Raw genomic sequence first — 23,382 nt, 5'->3', positions numbered from 1 at the left:
GGTAGGTGTTCCGGCGTGGGCACGGGGCACTCGGGCGACGACCGGTGCACCGTCGCCCACGGCCCTCGCCGAGCGCTACGGGCTGCCGGGACACCTGGAGGCGCACCGGCACCCCCACCGCGCCATCGCGGAACTGGACATCGTCGAGGTCGCGTCGCGCATCGATCCGGGTCCCGTCCCGGCGGTGGAGGCGTCGGCCGGCGGTTCCGCGCTGCGCTGGCCAGACGGCGTCCGACGGGGCGACCGCTCGTGGACGGTGGCCGCGACACCGGAGCTGGGTGTCGACGCGATCGCGGCCGGAGGACGTCGACCACTTCCTGGTCGGCCTGTCGGCGCTGCTCGGCGGGGCGGTGGCACTGGTGGGGCGGCCCGGCCAGTCGGCCGGGTCCGACTAGGCGGTGCTGGCCAGCACGGCGGCGAGGAAGACCAGTTGGAGGACGGTCCGGACCCCGAGCGGGGTGGCCGGTCGGCCCCGGAACTCGCCGCCGCTCCTGGCCGCGTGCACGTTCGCCGGGAACATCACGACGAGCAGCAGCGCGAGGCAGATCCCGGCGGCCGTGGAGGTCGCGGGCACCAGCAGGCCGACGGCCCCGGCGAGCTCCAGCACCCCGGTGACGGTCACCAGCAGCGGGGCCCGGGGCAGGCGGGGCGGCACCATCGCGATCATGTCCCGGCGCGCCGGCCCGAAGTGCGCGAGTCCGGTGAGGACGAACATCGCCGCCACCCCGACCCGCAGGGACGACTGCCAGTCGCCGACCGCCTCCACACCGAGCAGACCGACCAGCCGGGCCACCAGCCAGGTCGCGAACAGGCACACCGTCGGAGCCATCAGTTCCCCCTCACCGAATCTTTCCACCGACAAGATTCCCCCGGACGGATGAACTTGTCAACGGCTAGATCCGGGGTGCGTCGGTGACGTAGCGTGGGGACCGTGAGTTCGTCCTCCTACCACCACGGCGACCTGCGCCGGGCGCTGCTCGACCAGGCCGTCCCCCTCATCGCCGAGGTGGGGCCGGCCTCGGCGAGCCTGCGCGAACTCGCCCGCCGCACCGGCGTCTCGCACGCGGCCCCCGCGCACCACTTCGGCGACAAACCCGGGTTGCTGGCGGCCGTCGCCGCCGAGGGCTTCGACCTGTTGGCCGACCGCCTGCGCGCCGCCACCGAGACCACCGGGAGCCTCGTCGAGGTCGGCGTGGCCTACGTGCGGTTCGCCCTCGACCACCCCGCGCACTTCGCGACGATGTTCCGGCCGGACCTGCTGCCCGAGGCCGACCCCGTGCTCACCGCCGCCCGGGACCGGGCCGGGGATGTCCTGCACGCCGCGGTGGCCACCACGGCGGGGGGCGTCCTGGCGGAGGACCCCCGGACGGGGGCGGTCGCCGCCTGGTCGCTCGTGCACGGCTTCGCGACCCTCTGGTCGTCCGGGGCGTTGCCCGGGCGGTCCCACCCGGACGCCGACCCCGACGAATTGGCCCGCGCCGTCGCGGGGGTGCTCACCCGCTGATCCCCTCCCCCTCGCGGCGGAGGACCACGACGGCCACCGTGGACAGCGGACCAGCCCTGGCCGGGCCTCGCGGCGCCACCGCCGCGCGCCGACCAGGACCGACCGGTCCTGCCCACCGCCTCAGTTCACGCTGGCGGCGGGCCGCACCACGATCTCGTTCACGTCGACCTCGGCGGGCTGGTCCACGGCGAACGCGATCGCGGCGGCGATCGCCTCGGCCGGCAGGGCCACCGACCGGTAGACGTCCATGTCGGCCCTGGCCCTCGGGTCGGAGATGCTCTCGGCCAGTTCCGACTCGGTGACCCCGGGGGAGATGACGCTGACCCGGATGTCTCCCCCGGACTCCTGCCGCAGCCCCTCGGCGATGGCGCGGACGGCGAACTTCGTACCGCAGTAGACCGCGCCGGTGGGCACGACCTCGTGCGCGCCGACCGAGGCGATGGTGACGACGTGCCCGGCCCCCTGCCGGCGCATCACCGGCAGGGCGGCGGCGATGCCGTGCAGCACGCCCCGCACGTTGACGTCGATCATGCGGTTCCACTCGTCGACCAGCAGCGCCTCCAACGGCGACAAGGGCATCACGCCGGCGTTGTTCACCAGGACGTCGACCCGGCCGAACTCGGCCAGCGCCGCGTCCACGAACGCGCGGACCTCGTCGAGGTCGGTGACGTCCACCCGGTGCCCGCGTGCGACGCCGCCGGCCTCCTCGATCTCGCGGACGATCCGGTCGAGCCGGTCGGTGCGCCGGGCTCCGAGCAGCACCCGGTGCCCGTCGGCGGCCAACCGCCGCGCGGTGGCCTCCCCGATGCCGCTGCTGGCCCCGGTGACCAGCACCACCTTCGCCTGGCCGGTCATGCGGCCCCTCCTTCGCGGTACAGCACCAGGTGCTCGTGGTGGAGGACGCCGTCCCGGATGTCGCCGGTCGCGGTGAACCCGGTGTCGTCCACGTAGTCGAGGTGGTTCCCGGTCACGGTGTAGCTGCCGGTGTAGGCGCTGCGCCGTGATCCCCGCGCCTCGTCGTAGCGGCCGTCGGGCCGCAGTTCCTGGCGGATGTGGCCGTCGGCGGTGACCCACGTGCCCACCACGTCGACGTCCTCGCGGGATGCGCTGGTGTCCATCCCCTCGTCTCCCTCGTCGTTGGTCCGTTCTTCCTCCCCCACCCTGTCGAGGTGGCGGCGGGCCGGGCAGGGCTCGCCGGGGCCGGTCGGGGCGTGCCTGGGTGTGCCACACCCAGGCAGGCGGCGGGCACACCGCCCTAGGCTCGGGCACATGGGTGCCGAGGGTCTGGGTGAGTTCCTCCGGGCGCGCCGCTCGCGTCGTCGTCCGGAGGACGCCGCGGTGGTGTTCAGCGGGCAGCGCCGCGTCCCGGGGCTGCGGCGCGAGGAGGTCGCCGTCCTGGCCGGGGTGAACGTCGACTACTACACGCGACTGGAGCAGGGCCGGGAACGCCACCCGTCGGGGCAGGTGCTCGACGCGCTGAGCCGGGCCCTCGACCTGGACGAGGACGCCCGCGACCACCTGTACCGGTTGGCGGGCGGCGCTCCCCCGACCGAGGTCCGGCCGGCCGTGGAGGTGGTGAGCCCCACCCTGCGGGCACTGTTGGACGGCTATCCGGGGACACCGGCCCTCGTCCTCGGACGCCGCCTGGACGTGCTGGCCCGCAACGCGCTGGCCGACGCCCTGTACTCGCCGTTCGGGGTGGTGGACAACCTGGCCAGGGTGGTGTTCCTCGACCCGGCCGCTCCGCGCTTCTACCCCCGCTGGCGGTGGGTGGCGCAGGCCACGGTGGCGAGCCTGCGGGAGGGAGCCGGGCACGAACCGGGGTCGGTGGCGTTGGCGGACCTGGTGCGGGAGCTGAGCGCGGGCAGCGACGTCTTCCGCGAGCTGTGGGCGGGCCACTCGGTGCGGGGCAAGACCCGGGATGCCAAGGACTTCCAGCACCCGGAGGTGGGGGCGCTCACCCTGTCCTACGAGTCCTTCGACGTGCGGGGCGCCCCGGGGCAGCAGTTGGTGATCTACCACGCCGAGCCGGGGAGCCCGAGTGCCAGGGCGCTGGCCCTGTTGGGCACGCTGAGCGCCACGAGCCGGGTCGGGGACGGCTGATCCCGGCCACCTCCCCGCGACCGCCGTCACCACGGGACGCCCGGGCAGGGCGCGGGGGCGGGCGCCGCGTCGTCCTACGTCAGGGCGTCGCGCAGCACACGGTCGAGTGCCGCCCGGCCGGCGGGCCCCCACGTCGGCTTGCCGCCAGGAAGGCCCCGGTCGCCGTTCTGGCCCATGAGCATGAGGAACAGGCCCTTCAGGGCGGCCAACCCCCGGGCGCGCCGGATCGTCCCCTCGTCCGCCCGTGCGTAGGCGTCGAAGAAGGGCGCGGCGGCGCCGGCGGGGAGGAGGACCCAGGCGCCCGCGAGGTCCCACGCCGGATCGCCGGAGAACAGGTCACCGAAGTCGATGACACCCGCGAGGGCGCCGTCGGCGACGACGACGTTCGCGGGGTGGAGGTCGCCGTGGACCCAGAGCGGCGGGCCATCCCACTCCGGCGCCGCCACGGCGTCCTCCCAGACGGCCCGGACGTCGGCGGCGAGGTCGTCGGGGACGACGACGCGGAAGAAGTGGTCGAAGCCGTCCGCGTGCTCCCTGGGGTGGCCGCCGCGGTCCCCGCTGGTCGGCCCGTCCGCTGGCGCCGCCACGTGGAGTGCCCGGAGGAAGCCGGCCAGGGTGTCGGCCGCCTGGCCGCCGGAGCGGAGGGAGGTGCGGTCGAGTGGCTCCCCTGGAACCCAGGTCATGACGGCCCAGGGCTTCGGGAACCGCGCGGACGGCTCCCCGGTGCGCACGGGTTCGGGGACCGGGAGCGGCAGGCGCGGGGCCAGCTCGGGCAGCCACCGGCACTCCTCGCGCAGGAGGGCCGGGGCACCCCGGGTGCGCGGTAGGCGCACGGCCAGGTGGTCCCCGAGCCGCCACATCTGGTTGCCCCACCCACCCGCCACCTCGCTGATGGCCAGCCCCGCGAGATCCGGGTGCTGCTCCCGCAGCAGGTCCCGGACCAGCTCCTCGGTGATCTCGACCTCGGGGGCGGTCATGCCGGGTCACGGTACCGGCCCGCGCTCCCCCGGGGCCACGGCGAGGGGCGGAGCCCGGAGTGGGAGCGCGGCGCCGTCCCGGTGGGCGGTCAACGAGGCGGAAGCCGCTCCCTTCCGGGGCTCAAGGTGGCCGGGAAGGTCCTCCCGTGGTCCTGAGTGGCTGAGGCCGGGTCGGAGCGGTCGTCGGACGGCTCCCCGACGTGGCTGGCCCAGCGTCGACCGGAGACGCCGAGCGGGCGGGCGGGCGAGACCACGGTGGACTCCGGCGGCGTGGGCGGCATCCACGCGTGGCGGATCCGGCGCGGGGTCAGCCCTGGAGGCGCCGGCGGTGCACGGCCGGGCAGGGCGGCCTCCAGTCCTCGCGGCGGGGTGACCTCCGCGGCCGCGCGCGGCTGGTTCGGCGAGGACGTGGAGGACCGGGGCGTGGCCGGGGCGTCTCAGTCCTCGACGTCGCCAGGGCCGGCGTAGCGTTCCACGACCCCCGCCAACTCCTCGGGTTCCAACACCACGTCCAGTTCCCGGAGGAGCTCGTCGAGTTCGTCGGGCCCGATCCGGCGTTCCTCGCGGGTCCCGTCGGGGGTCTCCACGGTGTACCGGTCACCGACGAGCTGCCGCGTCCTCCCCGCCTCGGTGCGCATCACGACCAGGCGGTAGGTGAACGGGGACTTCGGGTGGGTGGCGGTGTAGTGGTTGGCGACCACGTAGTCGATGGGCAGTTGCGGCGTGTCGTCGAGCGCGTGCATCGACTCCCAGCCCTCGGCCGTCTTCTTGCTGAGGACCCACATGCCCTGCTCGCGGGTGATCCGCTGTGGCCAGCCGCCCTGGTCGACCACGGTGCCGTGCCGCAACGGCAGGGGTCGCAGCACCCCGGCACCGAAACCGACCTCCGCCAGGTACGTGGTGTGGCCGAACCGGACGGCCAGCGACAGGTGTGTCCTGGGCCCCCGGTCGAGGGCGGGAACCCGGGCCACCAGCCGGGTGACCGAGTAGCCGAGGCGGTCGAGGGCGGCGGCGAAGAGCAGGGCGTGTTCGAAGCAGTAGCCGCCTCGCCGGCGGTGGACGAGTTTGTCGGTGATCGAGGGCAGGTCGAGGGCCGGCGCCCCGCCCAGCAGGGGTTCGACGTTCTCGAAGGGGATGGTGCTGACGTGGGCCTCGTGGAGCGCGGCCAGCGCGGTGGGTGACGGTTCGGCGGCTGGCTGCCCGATCCGCGCGAGGTAGGCGTCGAGGTCCAGCTCGGCGGTGTGCCACAGGTCGTTCGGCTCGGTGGTCATACCGCGAACCCTCCACCCTCAACTATGGTTCAGGTCAACTCCCCGCTCGCGGCCGAGGGGCCATCCCGCCCAGGAGGCGCGGACCGAGCGGCCGACCCTGGCGTTCGGGTCGGACACGAGGTGGACGACCAGGACGGGCCAACACCGCCACATGAGGGGTGGCCCCGCGGAGCAACGCACACCTCCGGACGGCCCAGCACAGCCGGACGGCACTGCGCCGAACGGCGTCGCCCATTCACCCACACGAATGCTCCTCCTTCCTCGACGGCCCGATCCGTGGCTCCCCCCGATTTCGGCCATCACCGGCGACCCGATTCGGAACAGCGCAACCAACAACGGGGAGGAGATACGAATTCGACCAGCACCGGCCCCTCGCGGAACCCACACTGCCGCGATCAGCGGGCCGAACACGACTGGCGCGTCCACCGTCCTGACAAAGCATTGACAACCACCGAACACGCCCTGAGCGCGCAATGCGAGGGCCGGAGTACGCAATTTGACGGAGTTCGCGTCGAACATTCGCGGACCACTGTGGATGATCCAGCGTGTTAGCATCCGCTCATGCCAGTAGCCACGGGACCGTCACGCTCGTTAGGCCGTCGCTTCTGGAACTTCTGGTCAGCCTCATTCACGTCGAACCTCACCGACGGCATCGCCATGATCGCGCTGCCCTGGATCGCCACCCACCTCACCGACAATCCGGTACTCATCACGCTGGTGGCCAGCGCGGGACGAGCGCCCTGGTTGTTGCTGGCCCTTCCGGCGGGTGTCCTGGTGGACCGGTTCCCCCGGCTCGACCTGATGCTCGTGGCCAACGGCACCCGGGTGGTGCTGTGGGCGGTCCTCGCGGCGTTGATGGCCACCGACCTGGTCACGATCCCCGTCCTCACCCTGATCGCGTTCGGCCTGGGCATGATGGAGGTCCTCTACGACACCGCGGCCGAGAGCGCCGTTCCGGCCCTCGTGAGCAGGGACAACCTGGAACGGGCCAACGGACACCTGCGGACGGCGGAGATCTCCGCGCAGGAGTTCATCGGCCGCCCGGTCGGTGGTTTCGTGATCACCCTCGGTCTCGCCGTTCCGCTCCTGCTCAACGCCCTGGCCACCGCCGTCTCAGCGATGTTGCTGGCCGTCCTCAGCCGGCGCGAACGCCGCCTGGCCGCCGCCGAGGGACGCCGCGCGGCCGAACGCCCGGCCTGGCGCGACATCGGGGTGGGGGTCACCACGATCTGGCGGGACCCGCTGCTGCGCCGACTGGTGCTCGGCACGGTCGTCTTCAACGGCCTGTACTCGATGGTGTTGTCCACCCAGGTGCTGTTCGCACAGAACACGTTGGCCCTGGGATCGGTCGGGTTCGGCCTGCTCATGGTCGCCACCGCCGTCGGGGGCGTGACAGGGGGACAGCTCAGCGGCTGGCTCGCGGCGCGGCTGCCGCGAGGCTCGATGCCCATGCTCAGCCTGCTCGGCGCCGGTTGCTGTTTCCTGCTGATGGCGCTGTTCCCCGTCGTGCCGGTGGCGATGGCCGCCTACCTGGTGTCGAGCGCGTTCGTCCTGACCTACTCGGTGGCGGTCATCTCCATCCGGCAGCGCATCACGCCCTCCGAGATCCTGGGCCGGGTGAACGCGGCCGCCCGGACCGCCTCCTGGGGCGTCGCGGCCTTCGGCATGGTCGGTGGGGGCGTGGTCGTCGCGTTCGCGGAACGCTTCCTGACCGTCGAGGACGCACCCCGCATACCGTTCGTGCTGACGGCGCTCGGGGCGTTCGGCATCGTCCTCCTCGTCGGCAGATCGACCACCAGACTCGCCCGCGACCACTGATCGGTCGAGGGCCATTCCCCGCACAGCACACGCTCGGTCCTGACCGAGCGGTCGACGACGCCCCTGACCGTCCTCGGGGGTGCCGGCGACAGGCGACCGGCGACGGAGAAGGAGGACGAACGACGCGTCCCCACGACGTGGGGCCAACAGGGAAACAGGAACAACCGGAACCGCGGAATGCGGGGGGAGTCAACCGAACGCCCGGAAATCGTGAGGGAACGGATGGACGCCGTGACGACAGTGCCAGACTCGGAACTGACCGCGACGACAGGAGAACTGACCCCGCAGGACCCACCCCGGCGGAAGGCACACGGGTGGCGGACCTTTCTCGCGTTGGACGACCACATCGGCATCGACGAGTGGGTACGAATAGGTCGACGGATCTTCGCGGTGGCGGAATCCTCGTCGTGGTGGTTGGGGGACTGGCTACTCTACGGCCAGGTGAAGTACCCGGACCGGTATCACCGCGCCATTGTGGAGACTGATCTGGACTACCAGACGCTTCGCAACTACGCCTGGGTCGCGGGGAAGTTCCCCACCCACCGGCGCCGCACCGATCTCAGTTTCCAGCATCATGCCGAGGTGGCCGCGCTCCCCCCGGAGGAACAGGACCGGTGGTTGGAACGGGCGGCGCGCCATTCGTGGTCACGCAACCAGCTCCGCAACCGGCTGCGGGCCGCGCGGAGCACCACTCCAGGGACGAGGAAGGCCAGTGCGGCGCGGATCGCGGTGAAGGCCGACCCCACACAACGGAGGGCTTGGGAGGAGGCCGCCGCCCGGGCCAGCAGTGACCTGGAGAAGTGGATAGCCGCGGTCCTCGACCAGGCGGCGGGGCGGGAACTGCCCAGTGGGGACGCCAGCGGCGCCCAGACCATCGACGGCAGCACGGTCGGCTGACCGAGCGGTCGCCACCCGGTCCGCACGCGGTACGGGATCCGCACCCGGTACGTTCGCGTCCTGGGCTCGGCCGAGCCGGGCCCAGGACCGCCGGGCAGCGCACGGGCGAGGGACCGAGCCGCGCGCGGACCGGTCACCGTGCCCGGGTCCGGCGCCCTGGGGCGTCGCGTCGGGAACAGCCCCGGAGCGTCCGTGCCTCAGTGGAGGGGACGGCCCACTGCCTCGGCGGCCACGCCCACCAGGGTTCCCTCCGCGACCAGGGCCGTGGCCGCCTCGATCTCGGGTGCCAGGAACCGGTCGGGACCCGGCCCGGCCACGTGCCCGCGCAGAGCCGCCACCACCGCCGAGGTCGCCGGGGCGAGCAGGGACCGGCCCCGCAGGTCCAGGGCCCGGGCCGCGACGAGGATCTCCACGCCGAGCACGAGGCGCAGTCCCTCCACCGCTCGACGCAGCTTGCGGGCGGCCCCCCACCCCATCGACACGTGGTCCTCCTGCATTCCACTGGTGGGCAGGGAGTCGACGCTGGCCGGAACGGCGAGCCGCTTGAGCTCGGCGACCACCGCGGCCTGGGTGTACTGCGCGATCATGTGCCCGGAGTCGATCCCCGGCTCGTGCGCGAGGAACGCCGGCAGTTCCCTGTTCCGCGCCGGGTCGAGCAGCCTGTCGGTGCGTCGTTCGCTGATGCTGGCCACGTCGGCGACGACGACGGCGAGGAAGTCGAGCACGTGCGCGATCGGGGCTCCGTGGAAGTTCCCGTTCGACAGCAGACGTCCGTCGCCCACCAGGACCGGGTTGTCCACGACCGCGGCGAGTTCACGGTCGGCGACCAGCCGGGCGTGCCCCAGCGTGTCCCTGGCGGAGCCGGCCACCTGGGGCCAACACCGCAGGGAGTAGGCGTCCTGCACGGTGGCGGTGGCCTGCCCGGGGCCCGTCGGTGGAGCGGTCAGGGCCGACCCGGCGAGCAGCCACCGCAGGTTCTCAGCGGACTCGCGCTGGCCGGGGTGTGGTCGCAGCGTCTGCACCGCCTCGTCGAAGGGATCGGGGGAGCCGAGGAGTGCCTCGACCGTCATCGCGGCGGCGAGGTCCGCGGTGGACAGCAGGAGGGAGAGATCGGTGTTGGACAGGCACAACTGTCCCAACATGCCCTCGGTGCCGTTGATCAGTGACAGGCCTTCCTTCTCCCTCGGTTCGACGGGTCGCAGGCCCGCGCCACGCAGCGCCTCCCGGGCCGGCAGCTCGACCCCCTTCTCATCCCGCACCGTTCCCTCGCCGACGAGGGCGAGCGCGACGTGCGCGAGCGGCGCCAGGTCTCCCGAGCAGCCGAGGCTGCCGTACTCGCGGACCACCGGAGTCAGGTCGGCGTTGAGGAGGTCGGCCAGGGCGACGGCGATCGCCGGGCGCACCCCGGTGCGGCCCGACGCCAGCGTCCGCAGCCGGAGCAGCATCAGCGCCCGCACGACGTCCCGTTCGACCTCGGCGCCCGCCCCGGCGGCATGGGACCGGATCGCGTGGTGCTGGGCCCGGGCCCGGTCCGCTGCGGGCACGGGGGTGCCGGCCAGGGCTCCCAGTCCGGTAGCGACCCCGTAGGCGTGTTCGGCGTCGGTGAGTCGGCGGCGCCCCTGCCGGACGCGTTCCTCCGTCCCTGGCGCGAAGGCCACTCGCCGCCCGGACCTGGCGACGCCGACGACATCGCGCTCGGTCAGGACCGACCCGCCGACCAACACCGGTTCCACGCTGTCCCCTTTCCTGGTCGTGGTGTGCTTGCCGTTCCCCTACGGCCGCGTCTCCTGCCCCGCGGGCTCGACCTGACCCGCCTGGTCAGACCGGGGCGGCCCCCCAGGCGAGCAGACGTTCCCGTTCCGCCCGGTCGAACAGCTCAGCGCGGGAGATCCGCCTGCCCGGTTCGGTGACCAACGACGCCAGCAGCACGGTGTAGTGGTGCAGGAGACGGCGCACGGTCTCGGGTTCGAACAGGTCCTGGGCGTAGAAGACGCGGCCCTCCAACGGGGCTGGCCGGTGGTCCTCCACGTGGATCTCGACGTCGAACCGGGTGTGGGAGGAGCCCACGTCGAAGCTGGTCGCCTCGACACCGGGCAGGGACGCCGTCGTCCCCCCGCCCCCGGTCGCCACGTCGAACCAGACCTGGACCAGCGGGTTGCGGCTGAGGTCCCGGATGGGGACGAGCCGGTCGACCAGGCGGTCGAAGGGAACGGCACGGTGTTGGTGGCCGTCGAGCAGGGCGTCGTGCGTCCGGTCCAGCAGGACCTCGAAAGTGGGGTCCCCGGAGAGGTCGCCGTGGGCGGGCAGGGAGTTGGCGAAGAACCCGATCATGCCTTCCAGTTCGACCTCGGTCCGACCGTTGCTCGGATAACCCGTCAGGACGTGGGACAGACCGGTGTAGCGGCCGAGCAGGACGTGGCAGGCGGCCAGGGTGACGGTGAACACGGTGGTACCCCGGCGTTCGGCGAGCGCGCGCACCCGGTCCGACACCTCCCCGGGCACCACGAAGTCGAGTGCGCCTGCGCGGTGCGAGGGCAGGTCGGGGCGCGGGCGGTCGGCGGGGAGTTCGAGCACGGTGGGGATTCCGGTCAGGCGGGACACCCAGTGCCGCAGAGAACCCTCGATCCGCTCCTCCGTCAACGTCTGGCGTTGCCAAGCGGCGAAGTCCGCGAACTGCGCCGGCAGCGGCGGCAGGTCCGGTGACCGTCCGGCCCGGTGGGCGGTGTAGGCCTCGGCGAGTTCCGCGTTCCAGATCGCCAGCGAGTCGCGGTCGAAGACGATGTGGTGGAACACGGTGGACACCACGTGGTCCTCGGGGGCGAGCCGCAGCACCCGCGTGCGCAGCAGGGGCCCGGTCCGCAGGTCGAAGGGGACGTCGTGGTCGTCGGCGAGCAGTTCCCTGGCACGGCGTTCCGGATCGGGGTGCCCGCCGACGTCCTCGACGGTGAACTCCGTTCCGCCGTCCTCGTCGACGCGGTGGAAGGGTTCGCCCGCCGCCTCGTCGAACCGGGCGCGCAACGCCTCGTGCCGTGCCACCACCGCCGCGACCGCCGACTGGAGCGCGGGCAGGTCCAACGGGCCCCGGAACCGGGTGACGCTGGGCACCGTGTAGGCGACGCTGCCGGGAACCAGCCCGTCGAGGAACCACAACCGCCGCTGTTCGTAGGAGAGCCGCGGAGGGTTGGCCCGCGTGACGGACCCGATACTGGTCCGTTCGCGCCGTGCCCGTCCCGCCATTCGGCGCTGGAGCAGTTCCTCGACGGTTCCGGCGGTGCTGGTCGCGTTTCCGGATTCCTGCGCTTGGTTCACGTCCGAGGCTCCTCATTCCCATCGCGCTCCCGGTGTTCCTTCCGCGCCGCGCGCCGGAAAGCCACCATCCGGGCCAGCATAGGAAGCACCGGGCGGATTCTCCGATGCTGGAAATGGTGGGAAGGAGCCTTTTCCCCACGCCAGCGGCCGCCAGGCCGACCAGCGGGGACGCGCCGAGGTCCGTCCGACGACCCGACGTCGTTGTCGCTGGACAGGATGGCCATTCCGTCCTGTCCCGCCGGCGGGACGACTCGCGGTTCTCGGAGTCCCCCGGGGGCGCGGCTGAGCGGGAAGTCGCGGTTGCTCGCCGTTCCGGGGGCAGGGGGGACATTCGTAGGCTGAGCACGTTTCCCCCGTCCGTCCACACCCGAGCACCGCGGGAATCCTCGCTTTCCGGCCGAACCCGTGTTCGCTCCCGGGTGAGGCCCACGTCTTCTCGAGGTATCCCGTGACAGAGGACACAACGACCTGTCGGCCGACGGACACGGCGGCCGAGGGCACGGTCTTCCCGTTGTCGTCGGCGCAACGGCGGCTGTGGTTCCTGCACCAGCTCGGCCTGGGCGACGCCTATACCGTGCCCGCGCTGTACGAGATCACCGGGGAGCTCGACGTCCCGGCGCTGGCCGAGGCGGTGCGCTCGCTGGCGTCCCGGCAGGAGGTGCTCCGGATCCGGATCACCATGAACGGGGGCTGGCCGGGTCAACGGCTCGGGCCGGCCGAGGCGGTCCGGTTGGAGGTGGCGGATCTGCGGGGCACCGGCGACGCTCGGGGTGAGGCCCGGCGCCGGGTCCTGGACGAGGTCGCCGCCCCGTTCGACCCGCTCACGGGGCCCCTCGTCCGGGTCGTCCTGTACAGGCTGACGGACACACGCGCCCTGCTGCTGTTCGCGGCACACCACCTGGTTTTCGACGGCGGGTCGAGGCCGACCCTGGAGGCGGAGCTCTCCGCCGGCTACGCCGCCGCGCGGGGCGGAGGAGCTGAGCTCCCGCCGGCCGGGGTCGGGTACCTCGAGCACGCGGCCCGGGAGGCCGCCGCCCGCGACACCGAGGACGACGCGGAGGACCTCGCGTACTGGCGGGAGGAACTGAGCGGTGCCGCGGTGCTCAGCCTCACCCCGGACGTGGCGTCCCGCCGGGCGGACGGACCGGCGGGGGCCGAGGTGGTCCTCCCGCTCCCACCTGCCCTCGACGCGGCGTTGGCGGAGTTCGCACGGCGGCACCGCGTGACTCCGTTCGCCGTGGGCATGGCGGTGCAGTCGTTCCTCCTCGGGTGGTTGGGGGGTGTCGAGGACGTGGTGGTCGGCACGGCCGCGGACGGCCGGCTCGACCCGGATGTCGAGGACACCCTCGGGTGCTTCGTGAACACGGTGGCGATCCGGACCAGCTTGGCGGGGGACCCGTCGCTGGTGGAGTTGTCCGCGCGGGTGCGTGACGGGGTGCTCGACGCCCACGACCACCAGGGACTCCCCTTCGACGAGGTGGTGGCAGGGCTCGGACTGGAACGGTCCGGGGAGGACAACCCGTTGTTCCGCCACTGGTTCGACGTCACCGACGAACGGTCGGACACCGGTGGGGGCGGGCTCCGCCTCCCCGGGTGTGACACGACCCTGCTGCCGCCGCCCGTGGTCGCCGCCCACTTCGAGTTGGAGACGCACCTGCGGTACACCGACCAGGGGTTGTCGGTCGGTGTCGTCCACGACACGGGCGTGTTCACCAGGGCTTGGGCACGCCGGTTCGCCGAACGCTACTCGCGGCTGTTGGTCGCGGCGTTGGGCAACCCGACCCTCCCGCTGTCGCGCATCCCGCTGCTCGACGAGCCGGAGCGGCGGGAACTGCTCGAGCGTGGATGCGCGGGTTCCGCACCGGACCCCGAGGGTGCCGTTGAGGGCACGGTCACCGCCCTCGTCGCGCGCGCGGCGGCCCGCCACCCGGACCGGGTGGCGGTGTCGGCGGGTGGTGTGGAGCTGACGTACCGGCTGCTGGCCGCACGGGCCGAACGGGTGGCGCGACGGCTCGCCGCCCTCGGTACCGCACCGGAGCGGGTGGTGGCCGTGTGCCTGCCCCGGGGAGCCGCGTTCGTCACCGCCCTCGTCGGGGTGCTGCGCGCGGGCGGCGCGTACGTCCCGCTGGACCCCGCACTACCGTCGGCCCGCCTGCGCCACGTCCTCGCCGACGCGGGCGCGACGAGCGTGGTCACCGACCTCGCGACCGCCGACCGGTTCCCCACGACACCGGTGGTGGCGGTCGACGCCGCCGGTGTCGTCGTTGACCCGGACGGGGAGGCGGCCGAGGTCGCCGCCCCTCCCCTGCCAGCCGTGTCCGAGGTGGGGCACCCCGACTGCCTGGCCTACGTCGTCTACACCTCCGGATCCACGGGCCACCCCAAGGGGGTGGCGGTCTCCCACCGCACCCTCGGCGGTCTCGTGCGGTGGCACCTGCACCGGTACCGCCCCCGGCCAGGGGAGCGCACCGCGCAACTCGCCCGCGTGTCCTTCGACGCCGCTGCCTGGGAGATCTGGCCCGCGCTCGTCGCCGGAGCGGCCTTGGAGGTGCCCCCGAACGACGTGCTCGCCAGACCCGACCTGCTCGCCGCGTACCTCGCCGACCGTGGCGTCACCTCGGCGTTCGCGCCCACCCCGCTGGCGGAGGCCCTGCTCGACCACCCGGTACTGACCCGGGGAGGGCTGCGCCGGCTCCTGACCGGCGGCGACGTCCTGCACGCACGGGAGGCGAGGGGCGCCGACATCGAGGTCGTCAACCACTACGGGCCGACCGAGAACACCGTGGTCGCCACCGCCGGTGGCGCCCTGCGGGCCCCCTGGGGCGAGACGACCATCGGCGCTCCCGTTCCCGGTGTGCGGTGCTACGTGCTCGACCGGTGGCTCCGCCCGGTTCCCGACGGGACGCCCGGCGAGCTGTACCTGGGCGGCTCGGGGGTGGCCCGGGGCTATGTCGCCAACCCGACGGGCACGGCGGCCCGGTTCGTCGCCGACCCGTTCGGGCCCAGCGGGGGACGGATGTACCGCACGGGAGACCGGGTCAGCTGGTGGGGTCGGGAACTCCGGTTCCACGGCCGCACCGACCGGCAGGTCAAGGTGCGGGGGTTCCGGATCGAGCCGGGCGAGGTGGAGGCCGTGCTGCTGGCGCACCCCGCTGTCCGGATGGCCGTCGTCGGAGCCTCCGGTCGGGGTGACGTCCTCGTCGCCCACGTCGAACTTCGGCGGGACGTCGCCGTGGCGGAGCTCGCGGAGCACGCCCGCGCCCGGCTGCCCGAACACCTGGTGCCCACCGTCATCCTGCCCGTGGACACCATGCCGATGACGAGCAGCGGCAAGGTGGACCGCTCCCGCCTGCCCGAACCCGCCACCGCGGTGGTGGAGTCCGTGCCTCCCCGGGACGAGGGTGAGGAACTGATCGCGGGGTGTTGGGCGGAGGTCCTCACCTCCGCGCCCCCGGGGGTGCACGACGACTTCTTCGCCCTCGGCGGGCACTCGTTGGCCGCCGCCCGCCTCGCCGCCCGCCTCGGGGAGATCTTCGACGTGGACCTGACGGTCCGCGACGTGTTCGACCACCGGACGGTGGCGTCGCAGGCGGCGGCGGTGCGCGCGAGGGTCCTGGCGGAACTCACCGCCGAGGCGGGGACGTGACGGACCCGGCCGGGTACCCTCCGCACCACCACGCGCCGGTGGTGTGGGGTCCATGCGGGCCGACCGCGGGCCAGGCCCGCCCACGTCCTGCTGCCGCACCCGTTCGGCCGATCGAGGTCGACGCGACCACCTGGGAACCTGGAGGTCAGGGCAGGGACCAGAGCTGACGATCGCGGCCCCACCCGAGGGGCCGGGAGAGGACGCGGGCATGGTTGGACGGCGTCGGCGCTCCCAGGATCATCCTCCACCGTGCTCGGGTGCGGCCACCTCGTCGGACGGGTTCGGCACCGCCTTCCCGTCATGACGGCCGAGGCGGGCGCGCTGCTCGTGGCGAAGTGCAGGCTGGGGGAACTCCGGGCACTCCAGGAGACACCGGTGACGGGAAGGCCTGTCGACATCCTGGTGGAGCTCGGCCGGGACGGGCCGCAGCTGAGGACGGAGCTCGTCGACGCGGCCGTGCGGGCGGCGTGGGACGGACGTCCGCTGTGGATCGACCCCGCTCACCTGGACCCGGGCAGTGACCTGGCCCGGTTGGGCGACCCGCTCGGCGAACTCGAACGGCTGATCGAGGATGCGTTCGGGCTGTTCAGGCTCGACGCCCCGCCCCTCGTCCCCGTCGTGGCGGCGGCGGCCGGCGGCGGGAACGGCGGCGCATCCGGAACCTGCTGGAGCACCAGGCGCGGCCGGTGGTGGTCCGCTGCCGCTCCGCCTCCCAGCAGGACCCGTCGCGACTGGTCGAACGGTTGCGCACCCTCGGCGCCGGTCTGGGGCTCCCCACCAGTTCGCTGCACCTCGTCCTCGACGAGGGTTTCGTGGGGCGGGTGGAACCCCGGCGGGTCCGAGGGGTGGTCTCGTTGGGGCGGTGGGTGACGGCTGAGGTCCCGTTGGCCTCGATCACGCTGGTGGCCGGTTCGACACCGCGGACGCGGAGCGGACGGGAACGCGAGGTCGACCGCCTGGCCGAGGTGGACCTGTGGGAGGACGTCCGCGCCGAACTGGACATCCCGCTCGGGTACGGCGACTACGGCGCCGTCCACCCCGCGCCGCTACCCCCTTCCGGGCCGTCCCCTCGGGCTCAACCGAACCCCTACCTGCACTACAGCCTGCGCCGACACCGGCTGACCGTCGCCCGCCGCATACCGGGCAGGAAAGGGCTCGTGGTCCCGAGCGGCGCGATGGAACAGTACTTCCGCGAGGTCGCCGAGGAGGTGGTCGAGGACCAGGACTTCGCGGGACCGCGCTTCTCCTGGGGCGACCGGTGCCTCCACCGCTGCCGGACCGATCCTTCGATCTCGGTGGGTACGGCGGAGTGGTGGATCGCCTACGCGACCTCCCACCACCTCGCCCGGCTCTCGCACCACCCACCGGGCACGCCCCCCGTTTCCCGGTCTGATCGGTGAGGCCGGCCGCCCGGCGCGGGGAGGCCGTCGAGGACCCACCGTGGCCAGGTGCGCCACCGGTCGGTCCTGCCCACCTCCTCGGGCGACGGCAGGGTTGGGGCACCGGGCTCGCCGCCTCGGTCGGCCGAGGCCCACACCGCCCACCGGGCCGGACTGTCACCGGACCTGCCGCCGCGCCGACGCGGTTCGCGGACTTCGCCGCCTGGCGACGCCAGACGTTGACGGAGGAGCGGATCGAGGGTTCTCCGCGGCACTGGGTGTCCCGCCTGACCGGCATCCCCACCGTGCTCGAACTCCCCGCTGACGTGGGCGCCCCCAGGTCGGGAGGCCGACCGGGCGCGGACGGCCCCGGGTGCGCCAGCGCCGGCGTCGTTACCGCCCCGGGCTGGGCGGGTCACCGGGTGTTCGACGGCGAGGTCCGGGTCCGCACGTAGTCGGCCAGGACGGTGAGGTCGTCGACCAGTTGGGGGGTGAGGTCGTCGTCACCGATCTCGATGTCGAACTCGCGTTCCACGGCCAGGAGGAACCGCACGCAGGACACGGAGTCCAGGCCGAGGGTGTCGAGCAGCCCCCGCCCGGGCACGCTGTCGCGTGCCCCGCCGAGTTCCAGGGTGGACACCAGGAGGTCCCGCAGGGAGTCCTCGAGGTGGTCGTGGTCGTGGTTCACTCGGGGCGTCCTTCCGTCGGGCCGGTGGGAGTGGCGGGGGCGCGGGCGACGACCTGGCACGGACCGTCGTGGTCGCCGCCGACCCGCACCTCGACGGCCCCCAGGCGGCGCAGGCCCGTCGCCAGGTCCTGGGCGCTGGCCCACGCCGTCTCGCCGCTGGCGACGCGGTCCACCGCCGCCCCGCCGTCGTGGCCCAGGTCCTCCGTGAACAGGTCGTCGACCAGCAGCGTCCCGCCCGGGCGCAGCACGGCGAGCAGCGCGGCGACGTCGGACCCCGGCCCGGGCAGGTGCACGGCGTCCCGGACGACGCAGAGGTCGAAGCGCATCGCCCGCACCTCCGGGCCCGCCACGACCCGCGAGCCGTCGGCGGCTGCCACGGAGTCCTCGTCCGCGCACCGCGTCGGGGCGGTGGGCACCGGGAACTCGTGGACGACGGTGATCCGGCCGGGGACGGCGGAGACGTCGACGGCGGCCGCCAGGTCCACCAGCACACCCGACGCCCGGGGGTCGTGCGCCAGGAGCGTGGTGAGGCAGTGCGGTCCGTCGGCGCTGACCTCCAACACCCGGGCGGCAGGGGGTGGCGCGGCCCGGGCCAGTGCTCGCCGGCCCCGGTCCCGCGCGGTGCCGAGCAGGACGGCGCGGCGCAACGAGGACATCCGACGTGCCGCCTGGACCGCCGGCGCGTCCGCCCCGGGTGGTGGGGCCACCGCCGTGGGGAGGTCCGGTGCGGCGCGGCGGCGGCGTTCCTCGTCGATCGCCGTCCCCAGCGCTCCGGTGGAACCCGGCGGCGGCCCGCCCTCGGCCGGCCCCCTGAGCAGCAGTCCCAGTTCGGCCGCCGTGGTGAGCAGCGCCTCCACCTCGACGGGCGGCAGCCCGGTGTCGGCGGCGACCTCCAAGGCGTCCCGGGTGCCGTCGAGCACGTCGAGGAGGCCGGAGCGCGCGAGCGCGAACACGACGTCGGAGACCCGGTGCGCGCTGGCCGCGGCGAGCAGGGCAGCCGGCTCCGCCGGCCGGTACCGGGGCCGGGCCAGGACCTTCCCGGACGACGCCCGGGGCAGGCTGGTCACGGGGCGGATCTCGCTGGGCAGCTTGTAGGGGGTGAGCCGGGCCCGGGCGAACCGCATCAGCTCCGCCGGGTCGACGGCGACCGGACCGGTCGTCTCGACCTCGGCGAGCACCGCGTTGTCCCCGGCCTCGCCGATCCGCAAACCGGTGACACGGGCTTCCACCACCTCGGGGTGTTCCCGCAGGACGCCCTCGATCTCGACGGGGGACACCCAGCGGTCCCCTCGGCGGATCGCCGTCGACCGCCGCCCCAGCACGGTCAGCACGCCGTGGTCGTCGCCGACGACCACGTCCCCGGTGTCCACCCATCCGTCGAGGTGATCCATCCGCACCGACAGGGTGCCTTCCACACCGGGGGGAACGGGTTGGCCCCCGGCGTCGAGTATCCGCGTCACCGTCCCTGGCACCGGGACGCCCACGGTCAGCGGGGGCACGTGGGGAGGCGCGGTGGCGATCACCCCCGTCTCGGTCGACCCGTACACCCGGGACAGCCCGACACCGTAGGTGGCGGGGAAGTCGCGGGCCAGCGAGGCGTCCACCGCTCCGGCTCCGAGGGCGGCGACGCGCAGCGGCGCGGAGTCCGGAGCGGGACGGCCGCCGGCCCTGGCGAGGAGCAGCCGGGACACGGAGGGAACCAGGGCGGCCACCGTGGCCTCGGTCCGCAGCGCGGAGTCCACCGCGCGCAGCGCCGTCGGCGCGGGCAGGCGGATGTCGGTGCCGACGAGGAGCCCGCAGGCCAACCAGCTCAGGGCGTAGGCGTGCGGGAGAGGCAGCGGGAGCAGCAGGACGTCACCGCGACGCACCCCGAAGCGGTCCCGGTAGTGCGCGGCCTCGACCAGCAGGGACCGTTGACCTCGGGCGACGCTCTTGGGGGTCCCGGTCGAGCCGGAGGTGTTGATCAGCAGCGGCGGGGGTGTTGTGGTCGTCGACCCCGGCCCGCCCGGCCCGGCGGAGCTGGTCGTCTCCAGCTCCGGGCGACCGACGCCGTCCACCGCCCGCACCCAACGGTCGCCACCGGCGCGCCGCAGGACGCGTTCCAGTTCCGGCACGGGGGTGTCGGCCGCGACGAGCAGCGGTACCGCTCCGGCGTCGAGCAGGCCCAGCAACGCCACCAGCCACGGGGCTCCGTTGGGCACGCGCAGCCCCGTCACCCTCCCCCGCACGCCGGCCTCGGTGAACAGCTGGGCGGCCCGGTCGGCGTCGGCCCGGATCTCGCCGGCGGAGCGGCCGTCCACCAGCGGCAGCCCGGCTGGGAGGAGGTCGAGGCAGGCCCGCAGGGTCGGTGGTGTCGACGGCGTGCCCGCGGCGGCGTGGTCGGTGCGTGGTGACGTCGGGCCGGGCGGGGCGGGGGCCGGGTGCGCGTGGTCGTCGGTCATGCCGTGGTCACCTCGCATCCTGGAACTCGGGACGTCCGAGCAGCCCGGCCACCGTCGGGGTGTCGAACACCGCCCGCATCGTGCAGCGGACGCCGAGCCGCCGTCGGATGCCCCGCAGCAACCGGTTCGCGAGAAGCGAGTGCCCTCCGAGCAGGAAGAAGTCGTCGTGCACTCCGACGGCGGGTAGGGACAGGGCATCGGCGAACAGACCGCACAGCACCGCCTCCAGTTCGCTGGTGGGCTCGACCGGGCGTTCCTGCTGCTCCAGGGGGATCTCGGCGAGGGCGTTCCGGTCGAGCTTCCCCCGGCTCGTGGTGGGCAGGGCCGACAACGGGACGAGGCGGGACGGGACGTGGTGTTCGGGGAGCGTCCTGGTGAGCCAGGTCCGCAACTCGGCCGCGGTGGGCGGCGTGCTCGCCTCTCCGGTGCCCCCGGACGACGATCCGCCGGGGGTCTCGAGGACGACGAAGGCCACCAACGCGGCGTCGCCCTGCGCGTCGGGCCGGGTGGTGGCCGCCGCCTCCCGCACCGAGGGGTGCCGCAGCAACGTTCGTTCGACGGCGCCGAGTTCGACCCTGGCCCCACGGATCTTGACCTGGTCGTCGGCCCGGCCCAGGAAGGACAACACCCCGGAGGGGGTCCAGGACACCAGGTCTCCCGTCCGGTACATCCGATCGCCCGGCGCTCCCCACGGGTCCGCCACGAACCGCTCGGCGGTCAGGCCCGCGCGTCCGAGGTACCCGCGCGCCAGGCAGGCACCGGCGAGGTACAGCTCACCGGTGGACCCAGGGCCGAGCCGGCGGAGCCGCCCGTCCAGCACGTACCCGTGGGATCCGGGGACGGTGCCCCCCAGAGTGACCAGGGCGCTGTCCGAGGTGTCGGCCACCATCGCGTCGACGGTGCACTCGGAGGGGCCGTACAGGTTCCACGCCCGCACCCCAGGGGTGGCGCGCAGCCGGGTCCACAACGCCTGGTCGACCGCTTCCCCGCCGAGCAGGACCAGGGCCAGGTCGGGTTCGTCGAGCACCCCGGCGGCCAGCAGTTGCCGGAAGTAGGAGGGGGTGGTGGACAGGACGTCGCACCGCCGGCCGCGGAGGAGGTCGACCAGCCGGTCGGGATCCCGTCGGGTGGCGTCGTCGACCATGACGAGTTCGTGCCCGACCATCATGAACACCAGCGGGTCGAGTGCGGCGTCGAAGCTCACCGGCGCGGTGTGGGCGACGCGGTGCCGCCTCCCGGGTTCGCCGGCGCCCAGGGCCACGTGGTGGCGCTCGGCCAGCGCCGCCAGCGACCGGTGTTCCACGACGACTCCCTTGGGCCGCCCGGTGGAGCCCGAGGTCCTGATCAGGTAGGCCGCCCGTCGAGGGGGTATGCGGGGGGCGTCGAGGGCGGCCTGCCGTGCCGGCGCCGACGACGGTCGGGTGTGGACGTGGGGCGGGGTGGGGGCGCCGTCGTGCGCCAGCCGCAACACCGACGTCGTCCGCTCGACTCCGGGCAGCAGCTCCTCGGTGGTCAGCAGGTGTCGTGCGCCCAGCTCCTGGATGGCCTCCCGCAGCTGGTCGGGGTCGTCCTCGGCGGGAAGGGACAGGGCGGTGCCGCCGGCGCGCAGTACCGCGAGCAGCGCCACGCACCAGCTGACCGTGCGGGGGAGGACGACCGCGACCACGTCCTCAGGGTCCAGGCGCTGGTCGAGGAGCGACGCGGCCAGTCGCCGGGAGGCGGTGTCCAACGCGGAGTAGGTGAGGCTGGTGCGCGCGTCCCGGACCGCGATCTGCCCGGGCAGCCGGCGGGCGGTCGCCGCGAACACCGACAGGACGGTGGACGGCCCGCCTGCGGGGAGGGGCGTCTCCGCGAGCGGGTCCGGAAGGTCCGGGGGCGGTCGGTCCGCCTCGGCCAACGGCAGGTCGGGGTGGGTGGTCAGCTGGGCGAGCAGCCCCACGAGGCGGGTGCGGTGGGCTGCCACGTCCTCGTCGGTGAACCCGATGGGCGGGAGGTCCACGTCGAGGGTGAACCCACCGTCCGCGGTGGGCCGCACCGAGATCGTGAGGTCCTCGACGGGACCGTTGGCCAGTGCCTCCAGCTCGGCGGGGTGGGGCCCGAAGGAGGGGGCGGGGTTGAACGGCAGGATGTTGAGCATCGCTCCGCCCTGGAGCCGTCCCGAGTGGACGACCCCCAGTTCCCGTCGCAGTTCCTCCAATCCGTAACGCTGGTGCCTGGTCGCGCGGAGGATCTCGTTGGCCGCGGTGCTCTCCAGTTCGCGGAAGGACGTGTCCGGGCCGACGGTCAGCCGGAGCGGGACGACGGTGGCGGCCATACCCGGGACCGCGGCGGTGGCCGGGTCCAGCCGGCCCGTCATCGGCAGGCGCAGGACCACGTCCTCCGCTCCCGTGAGCCGGTGCAGGTAGGCGGCGGTCGCCGCGACGAACAGGGCTGGCCCGGCCCGGAGGTCGGAGCCAGCTGCGTTCCTCCAGCTCGGGGGGAGCGCCGTGCTGGCGCGCGGGGGTCGCCCCGCCGCCCGACCCGCACCGGCGGTGACGCCGACGGCACGGGGGCGATCGGCGAACCGGCTCGTCCAGTACCGCCTGTCCCGGTCGTGGTCCCGCGAGCGGCGGTATCGGATGTCGGCTTCGGACAGCCGTGCCGCGTCGGGGAAGGCGGTCGGCGGGAGGGGGCGGCCGGTGAGCAGCGCGTCGTACACGGCCTCGGTGCCCTCCCGCAGCAGTTCGAAACCGGTGGCGTCGAGCACCAGGTGGTGCGCTCGGTGGTACCAGGTGACGGTGCCAGTGCCCGCCACGACCAGGGTCTCGGCGAACGGGGGACCGGTCTCGGGGTCGAATGGCCGGGCGAGATCGGCGGCGACGAAGGACCGGGTCGCCTCGGCGGGGTCGGTCTCGTCGGAGAGGTCGACGACGTCCGGGGACCACCGGGCGGGGTCGACGGGAACCAGCCAGGGGCCGTCGCCGTCCTCCTCGACGCGCACGTGGAGCGAGTCGGCCGCACGGAACACGACCCGCAGCGCCTCCGCGAACAGCTCGGGGTCGGGGCCGCCGCGCACGGTGAGCGTCGCCGCCACCGTGTACCGAGGGTCGTCGGGTTCGAGTTGGTGCGCGCGCCACACTCCCTGCTGCACCACCGACATCGGTCGGCGCACCGCCGACGGGGAACGGGACTGCGGTGTGCCGACCGGCGGCGCACCGCGAATCTCCCGCGACGCGTGTTCGCCCAACGGAACCTCCCCACGGCACGGGGACCGCGCTATTCGCGGATCGACAGCGGCCGATGCTACCCAGCAATTCAGCGGCGCCGACAGTGCGGGAACGGCACGTTTTCCCGTGCCCCTGACCACCGG

Annotated in this window: 15 protein-coding genes and 1 pseudogene; 6 read left to right on the top strand and 10 right to left on the bottom strand. The window is 73.9% G+C overall.

Annotated features, from left to right (window positions below; translation table 11 throughout):
- Positions 1 to 391 precede the first annotated feature (391 nt).
- Positions 392 to 856, bottom strand: a complete 465-nt coding sequence (locus G443_RS02020; protein WP_245588984.1) for a DoxX family protein — start codon at positions 854 to 856, stop codon at positions 392 to 394.
- Positions 857 to 931: 75 nt separating this feature from the next.
- Between G443_RS02020 and G443_RS02015 the strand changes: the two genes are divergently transcribed.
- On the top strand, positions 932 to 1,504 hold the full coding sequence (locus tag G443_RS02015; RefSeq protein WP_026420676.1) for a TetR/AcrR family transcriptional regulator: 573 nt from the start codon (positions 932 to 934) through the stop codon (positions 1,502 to 1,504).
- 120 nt (positions 1,505 to 1,624) lie between these two features.
- Here G443_RS02015 and G443_RS02010 read toward each other — a convergent pair whose 3' ends face one another.
- Together G443_RS02010 and G443_RS02005 are read right to left on the bottom strand one after the other, a co-directional pair.
- A complete protein-coding gene (locus G443_RS02010) occupies positions 1,625 to 2,359 on the bottom strand; it encodes an SDR family oxidoreductase (RefSeq protein WP_026420677.1) in 735 nt (244 codons plus the stop codon).
- Positions 2,356 to 2,622, bottom strand: a complete 267-nt coding sequence (locus G443_RS02005; protein ID WP_026420678.1) for an Atu4866 domain-containing protein — start codon at positions 2,620 to 2,622, stop codon at positions 2,356 to 2,358. The genes G443_RS02010 and G443_RS02005 overlap by 4 nt, the downstream gene beginning before the upstream one ends.
- 151 nt (positions 2,623 to 2,773) lie before the next feature.
- Between G443_RS02005 and G443_RS02000 the strand changes: the two genes are divergently transcribed.
- Entirely contained in the window at positions 2,774 to 3,607 is an 834-nt protein-coding gene (locus tag G443_RS02000) for a helix-turn-helix transcriptional regulator (RefSeq protein ID WP_026420679.1), read from the top strand.
- A 74-nt stretch (positions 3,608 to 3,681) separates the two neighbouring features.
- Here G443_RS02000 and G443_RS01995 read toward each other — a convergent pair whose 3' ends face one another.
- Together G443_RS01995 and G443_RS01990 are read right to left on the bottom strand one after the other, a co-directional pair.
- On the bottom strand, positions 3,682 to 4,584 hold the full coding sequence (locus G443_RS01995) for an aminoglycoside phosphotransferase family protein (RefSeq protein ID WP_026420680.1): 903 nt from the start codon (positions 4,582 to 4,584) through the stop codon (positions 3,682 to 3,684).
- A 437-nt stretch (positions 4,585 to 5,021) separates the two neighbouring features.
- Entirely contained in the window at positions 5,022 to 5,855 is an 834-nt protein-coding gene (locus G443_RS01990) for an arylamine N-acetyltransferase family protein (protein WP_026420682.1), read from the bottom strand.
- A gap of 561 nt (positions 5,856 to 6,416) precedes the next feature.
- Between G443_RS01990 and G443_RS01985 the strand changes: the two genes are divergently transcribed.
- Positions 6,417 to 7,673, top strand: a complete 1,257-nt coding sequence (locus G443_RS01985; protein ID WP_026420683.1) for an MFS transporter — start codon at positions 6,417 to 6,419, stop codon at positions 7,671 to 7,673.
- A gap of 231 nt (positions 7,674 to 7,904) precedes the next feature.
- Positions 7,905 to 8,570, top strand: a complete 666-nt coding sequence (locus G443_RS01980; protein ID WP_245588985.1) for an LmbU family transcriptional regulator — start codon at positions 7,905 to 7,907, stop codon at positions 8,568 to 8,570.
- A 197-nt stretch (positions 8,571 to 8,767) separates the two neighbouring features.
- Here G443_RS01980 and hutH read toward each other — a convergent pair whose 3' ends face one another.
- Both hutH and G443_RS01970 read right to left on the bottom strand, forming a co-directional pair.
- Positions 8,768 to 10,303: a histidine ammonia-lyase gene (gene hutH / locus G443_RS01975; RefSeq protein WP_026420684.1), complete on the bottom strand. Its 1,536-nt coding sequence runs from the start codon at positions 10,301 to 10,303 to the stop codon at positions 8,768 to 8,770.
- A gap of 85 nt (positions 10,304 to 10,388) precedes the next feature.
- Positions 10,389 to 11,879, bottom strand: coding sequence for a condensation domain-containing protein (locus G443_RS01970; RefSeq protein ID WP_026420685.1), 1,491 nt, complete (start codon positions 11,877 to 11,879; stop codon positions 10,389 to 10,391).
- 448 nt (positions 11,880 to 12,327) lie between these two features.
- Between G443_RS01970 and G443_RS01965 the strand changes: the two genes are divergently transcribed.
- A complete protein-coding gene (locus tag G443_RS01965; protein ID WP_051314400.1) occupies positions 12,328 to 15,525 on the top strand; it encodes a non-ribosomal peptide synthetase in 3,198 nt (1,065 codons plus the stop codon).
- A 638-nt stretch (positions 15,526 to 16,163) separates the two neighbouring features.
- Positions 16,164 to 16,925, top strand: a pseudogene (locus G443_RS01960) (beta family protein); the annotation flags it as partial.
- Positions 16,926 to 17,319: 394 nt separating this feature from the next.
- Here G443_RS01960 and G443_RS01955 read toward each other — a convergent pair.
- From G443_RS01955 to G443_RS01945, 3 genes are read right to left on the bottom strand one after another with little or no spacing between them, the layout of a single operon-like run.
- On the bottom strand, positions 17,320 to 17,592 hold the full coding sequence (locus G443_RS01955; protein WP_035293188.1) for an acyl carrier protein: 273 nt from the start codon (positions 17,590 to 17,592) through the stop codon (positions 17,320 to 17,322).
- On the bottom strand, positions 17,589 to 20,033 hold the full coding sequence (locus G443_RS01950; RefSeq protein WP_026420688.1) for a class I adenylate-forming enzyme family protein: 2,445 nt from the start codon (positions 20,031 to 20,033) through the stop codon (positions 17,589 to 17,591). The genes G443_RS01955 and G443_RS01950 overlap by 4 nt, the downstream gene beginning before the upstream one ends.
- Before the next feature lie 7 nt (positions 20,034 to 20,040).
- Complete coding sequence (locus tag G443_RS01945; protein ID WP_026420689.1) at positions 20,041 to 23,172, bottom strand: non-ribosomal peptide synthetase; 3,132 nt, start codon at positions 23,170 to 23,172, stop codon at positions 20,041 to 20,043.
- Positions 23,173 to 23,382 lie beyond the last annotated feature (210 nt).

It is taken from the genome of Actinoalloteichus caeruleus DSM 43889 (assembly GCF_000429185.2).
Lineage (GTDB): Bacteria > Actinomycetota > Actinomycetes > Mycobacteriales > Pseudonocardiaceae > Actinoalloteichus_B > Actinoalloteichus_B caeruleus.
This window is presented reverse-complemented; position numbering and strand designations above follow the sequence as displayed.

Excerpts from the sequence above, each read along its gene's own strand:
- G443_RS01945 (WP_026420689.1), bottom strand. The coding sequence starts at position 23,172 with ATGTCGGTGGTGCAGCAGGGAGTGTGGCGCGCGCACCAACTCGAACCC.
- G443_RS02000 (WP_026420679.1), top strand. The coding sequence starts at position 2,774 with ATGGGTGCCGAGGGTCTGGGTGAGTTCCTCCGGGCGCGCCGCTCGCGT.
- G443_RS01990 (WP_026420682.1), bottom strand. The coding sequence starts at position 5,855 with ATGACCACCGAGCCGAACGACCTGTGGCACACCGCCGAGCTGGACCTC.
- G443_RS01995 (WP_026420680.1), bottom strand. The coding sequence starts at position 4,584 with ATGACCGCCCCCGAGGTCGAGATCACCGAGGAGCTGGTCCGGGACCTG.
- G443_RS01985 (WP_026420683.1), top strand. The coding sequence starts at position 6,417 with ATGCCAGTAGCCACGGGACCGTCACGCTCGTTAGGCCGTCGCTTCTGG.
- G443_RS02005 (WP_026420678.1), bottom strand. The coding sequence starts at position 2,622 with ATGGACACCAGCGCATCCCGCGAGGACGTCGACGTGGTGGGCACGTGG.
- G443_RS01950 (WP_026420688.1), bottom strand. The coding sequence starts at position 20,033 with ATGACCGACGACCACGCGCACCCGGCCCCCGCCCCGCCCGGCCCGACG.
- G443_RS02010 (WP_026420677.1), bottom strand. The coding sequence starts at position 2,359 with ATGACCGGCCAGGCGAAGGTGGTGCTGGTCACCGGGGCCAGCAGCGGC.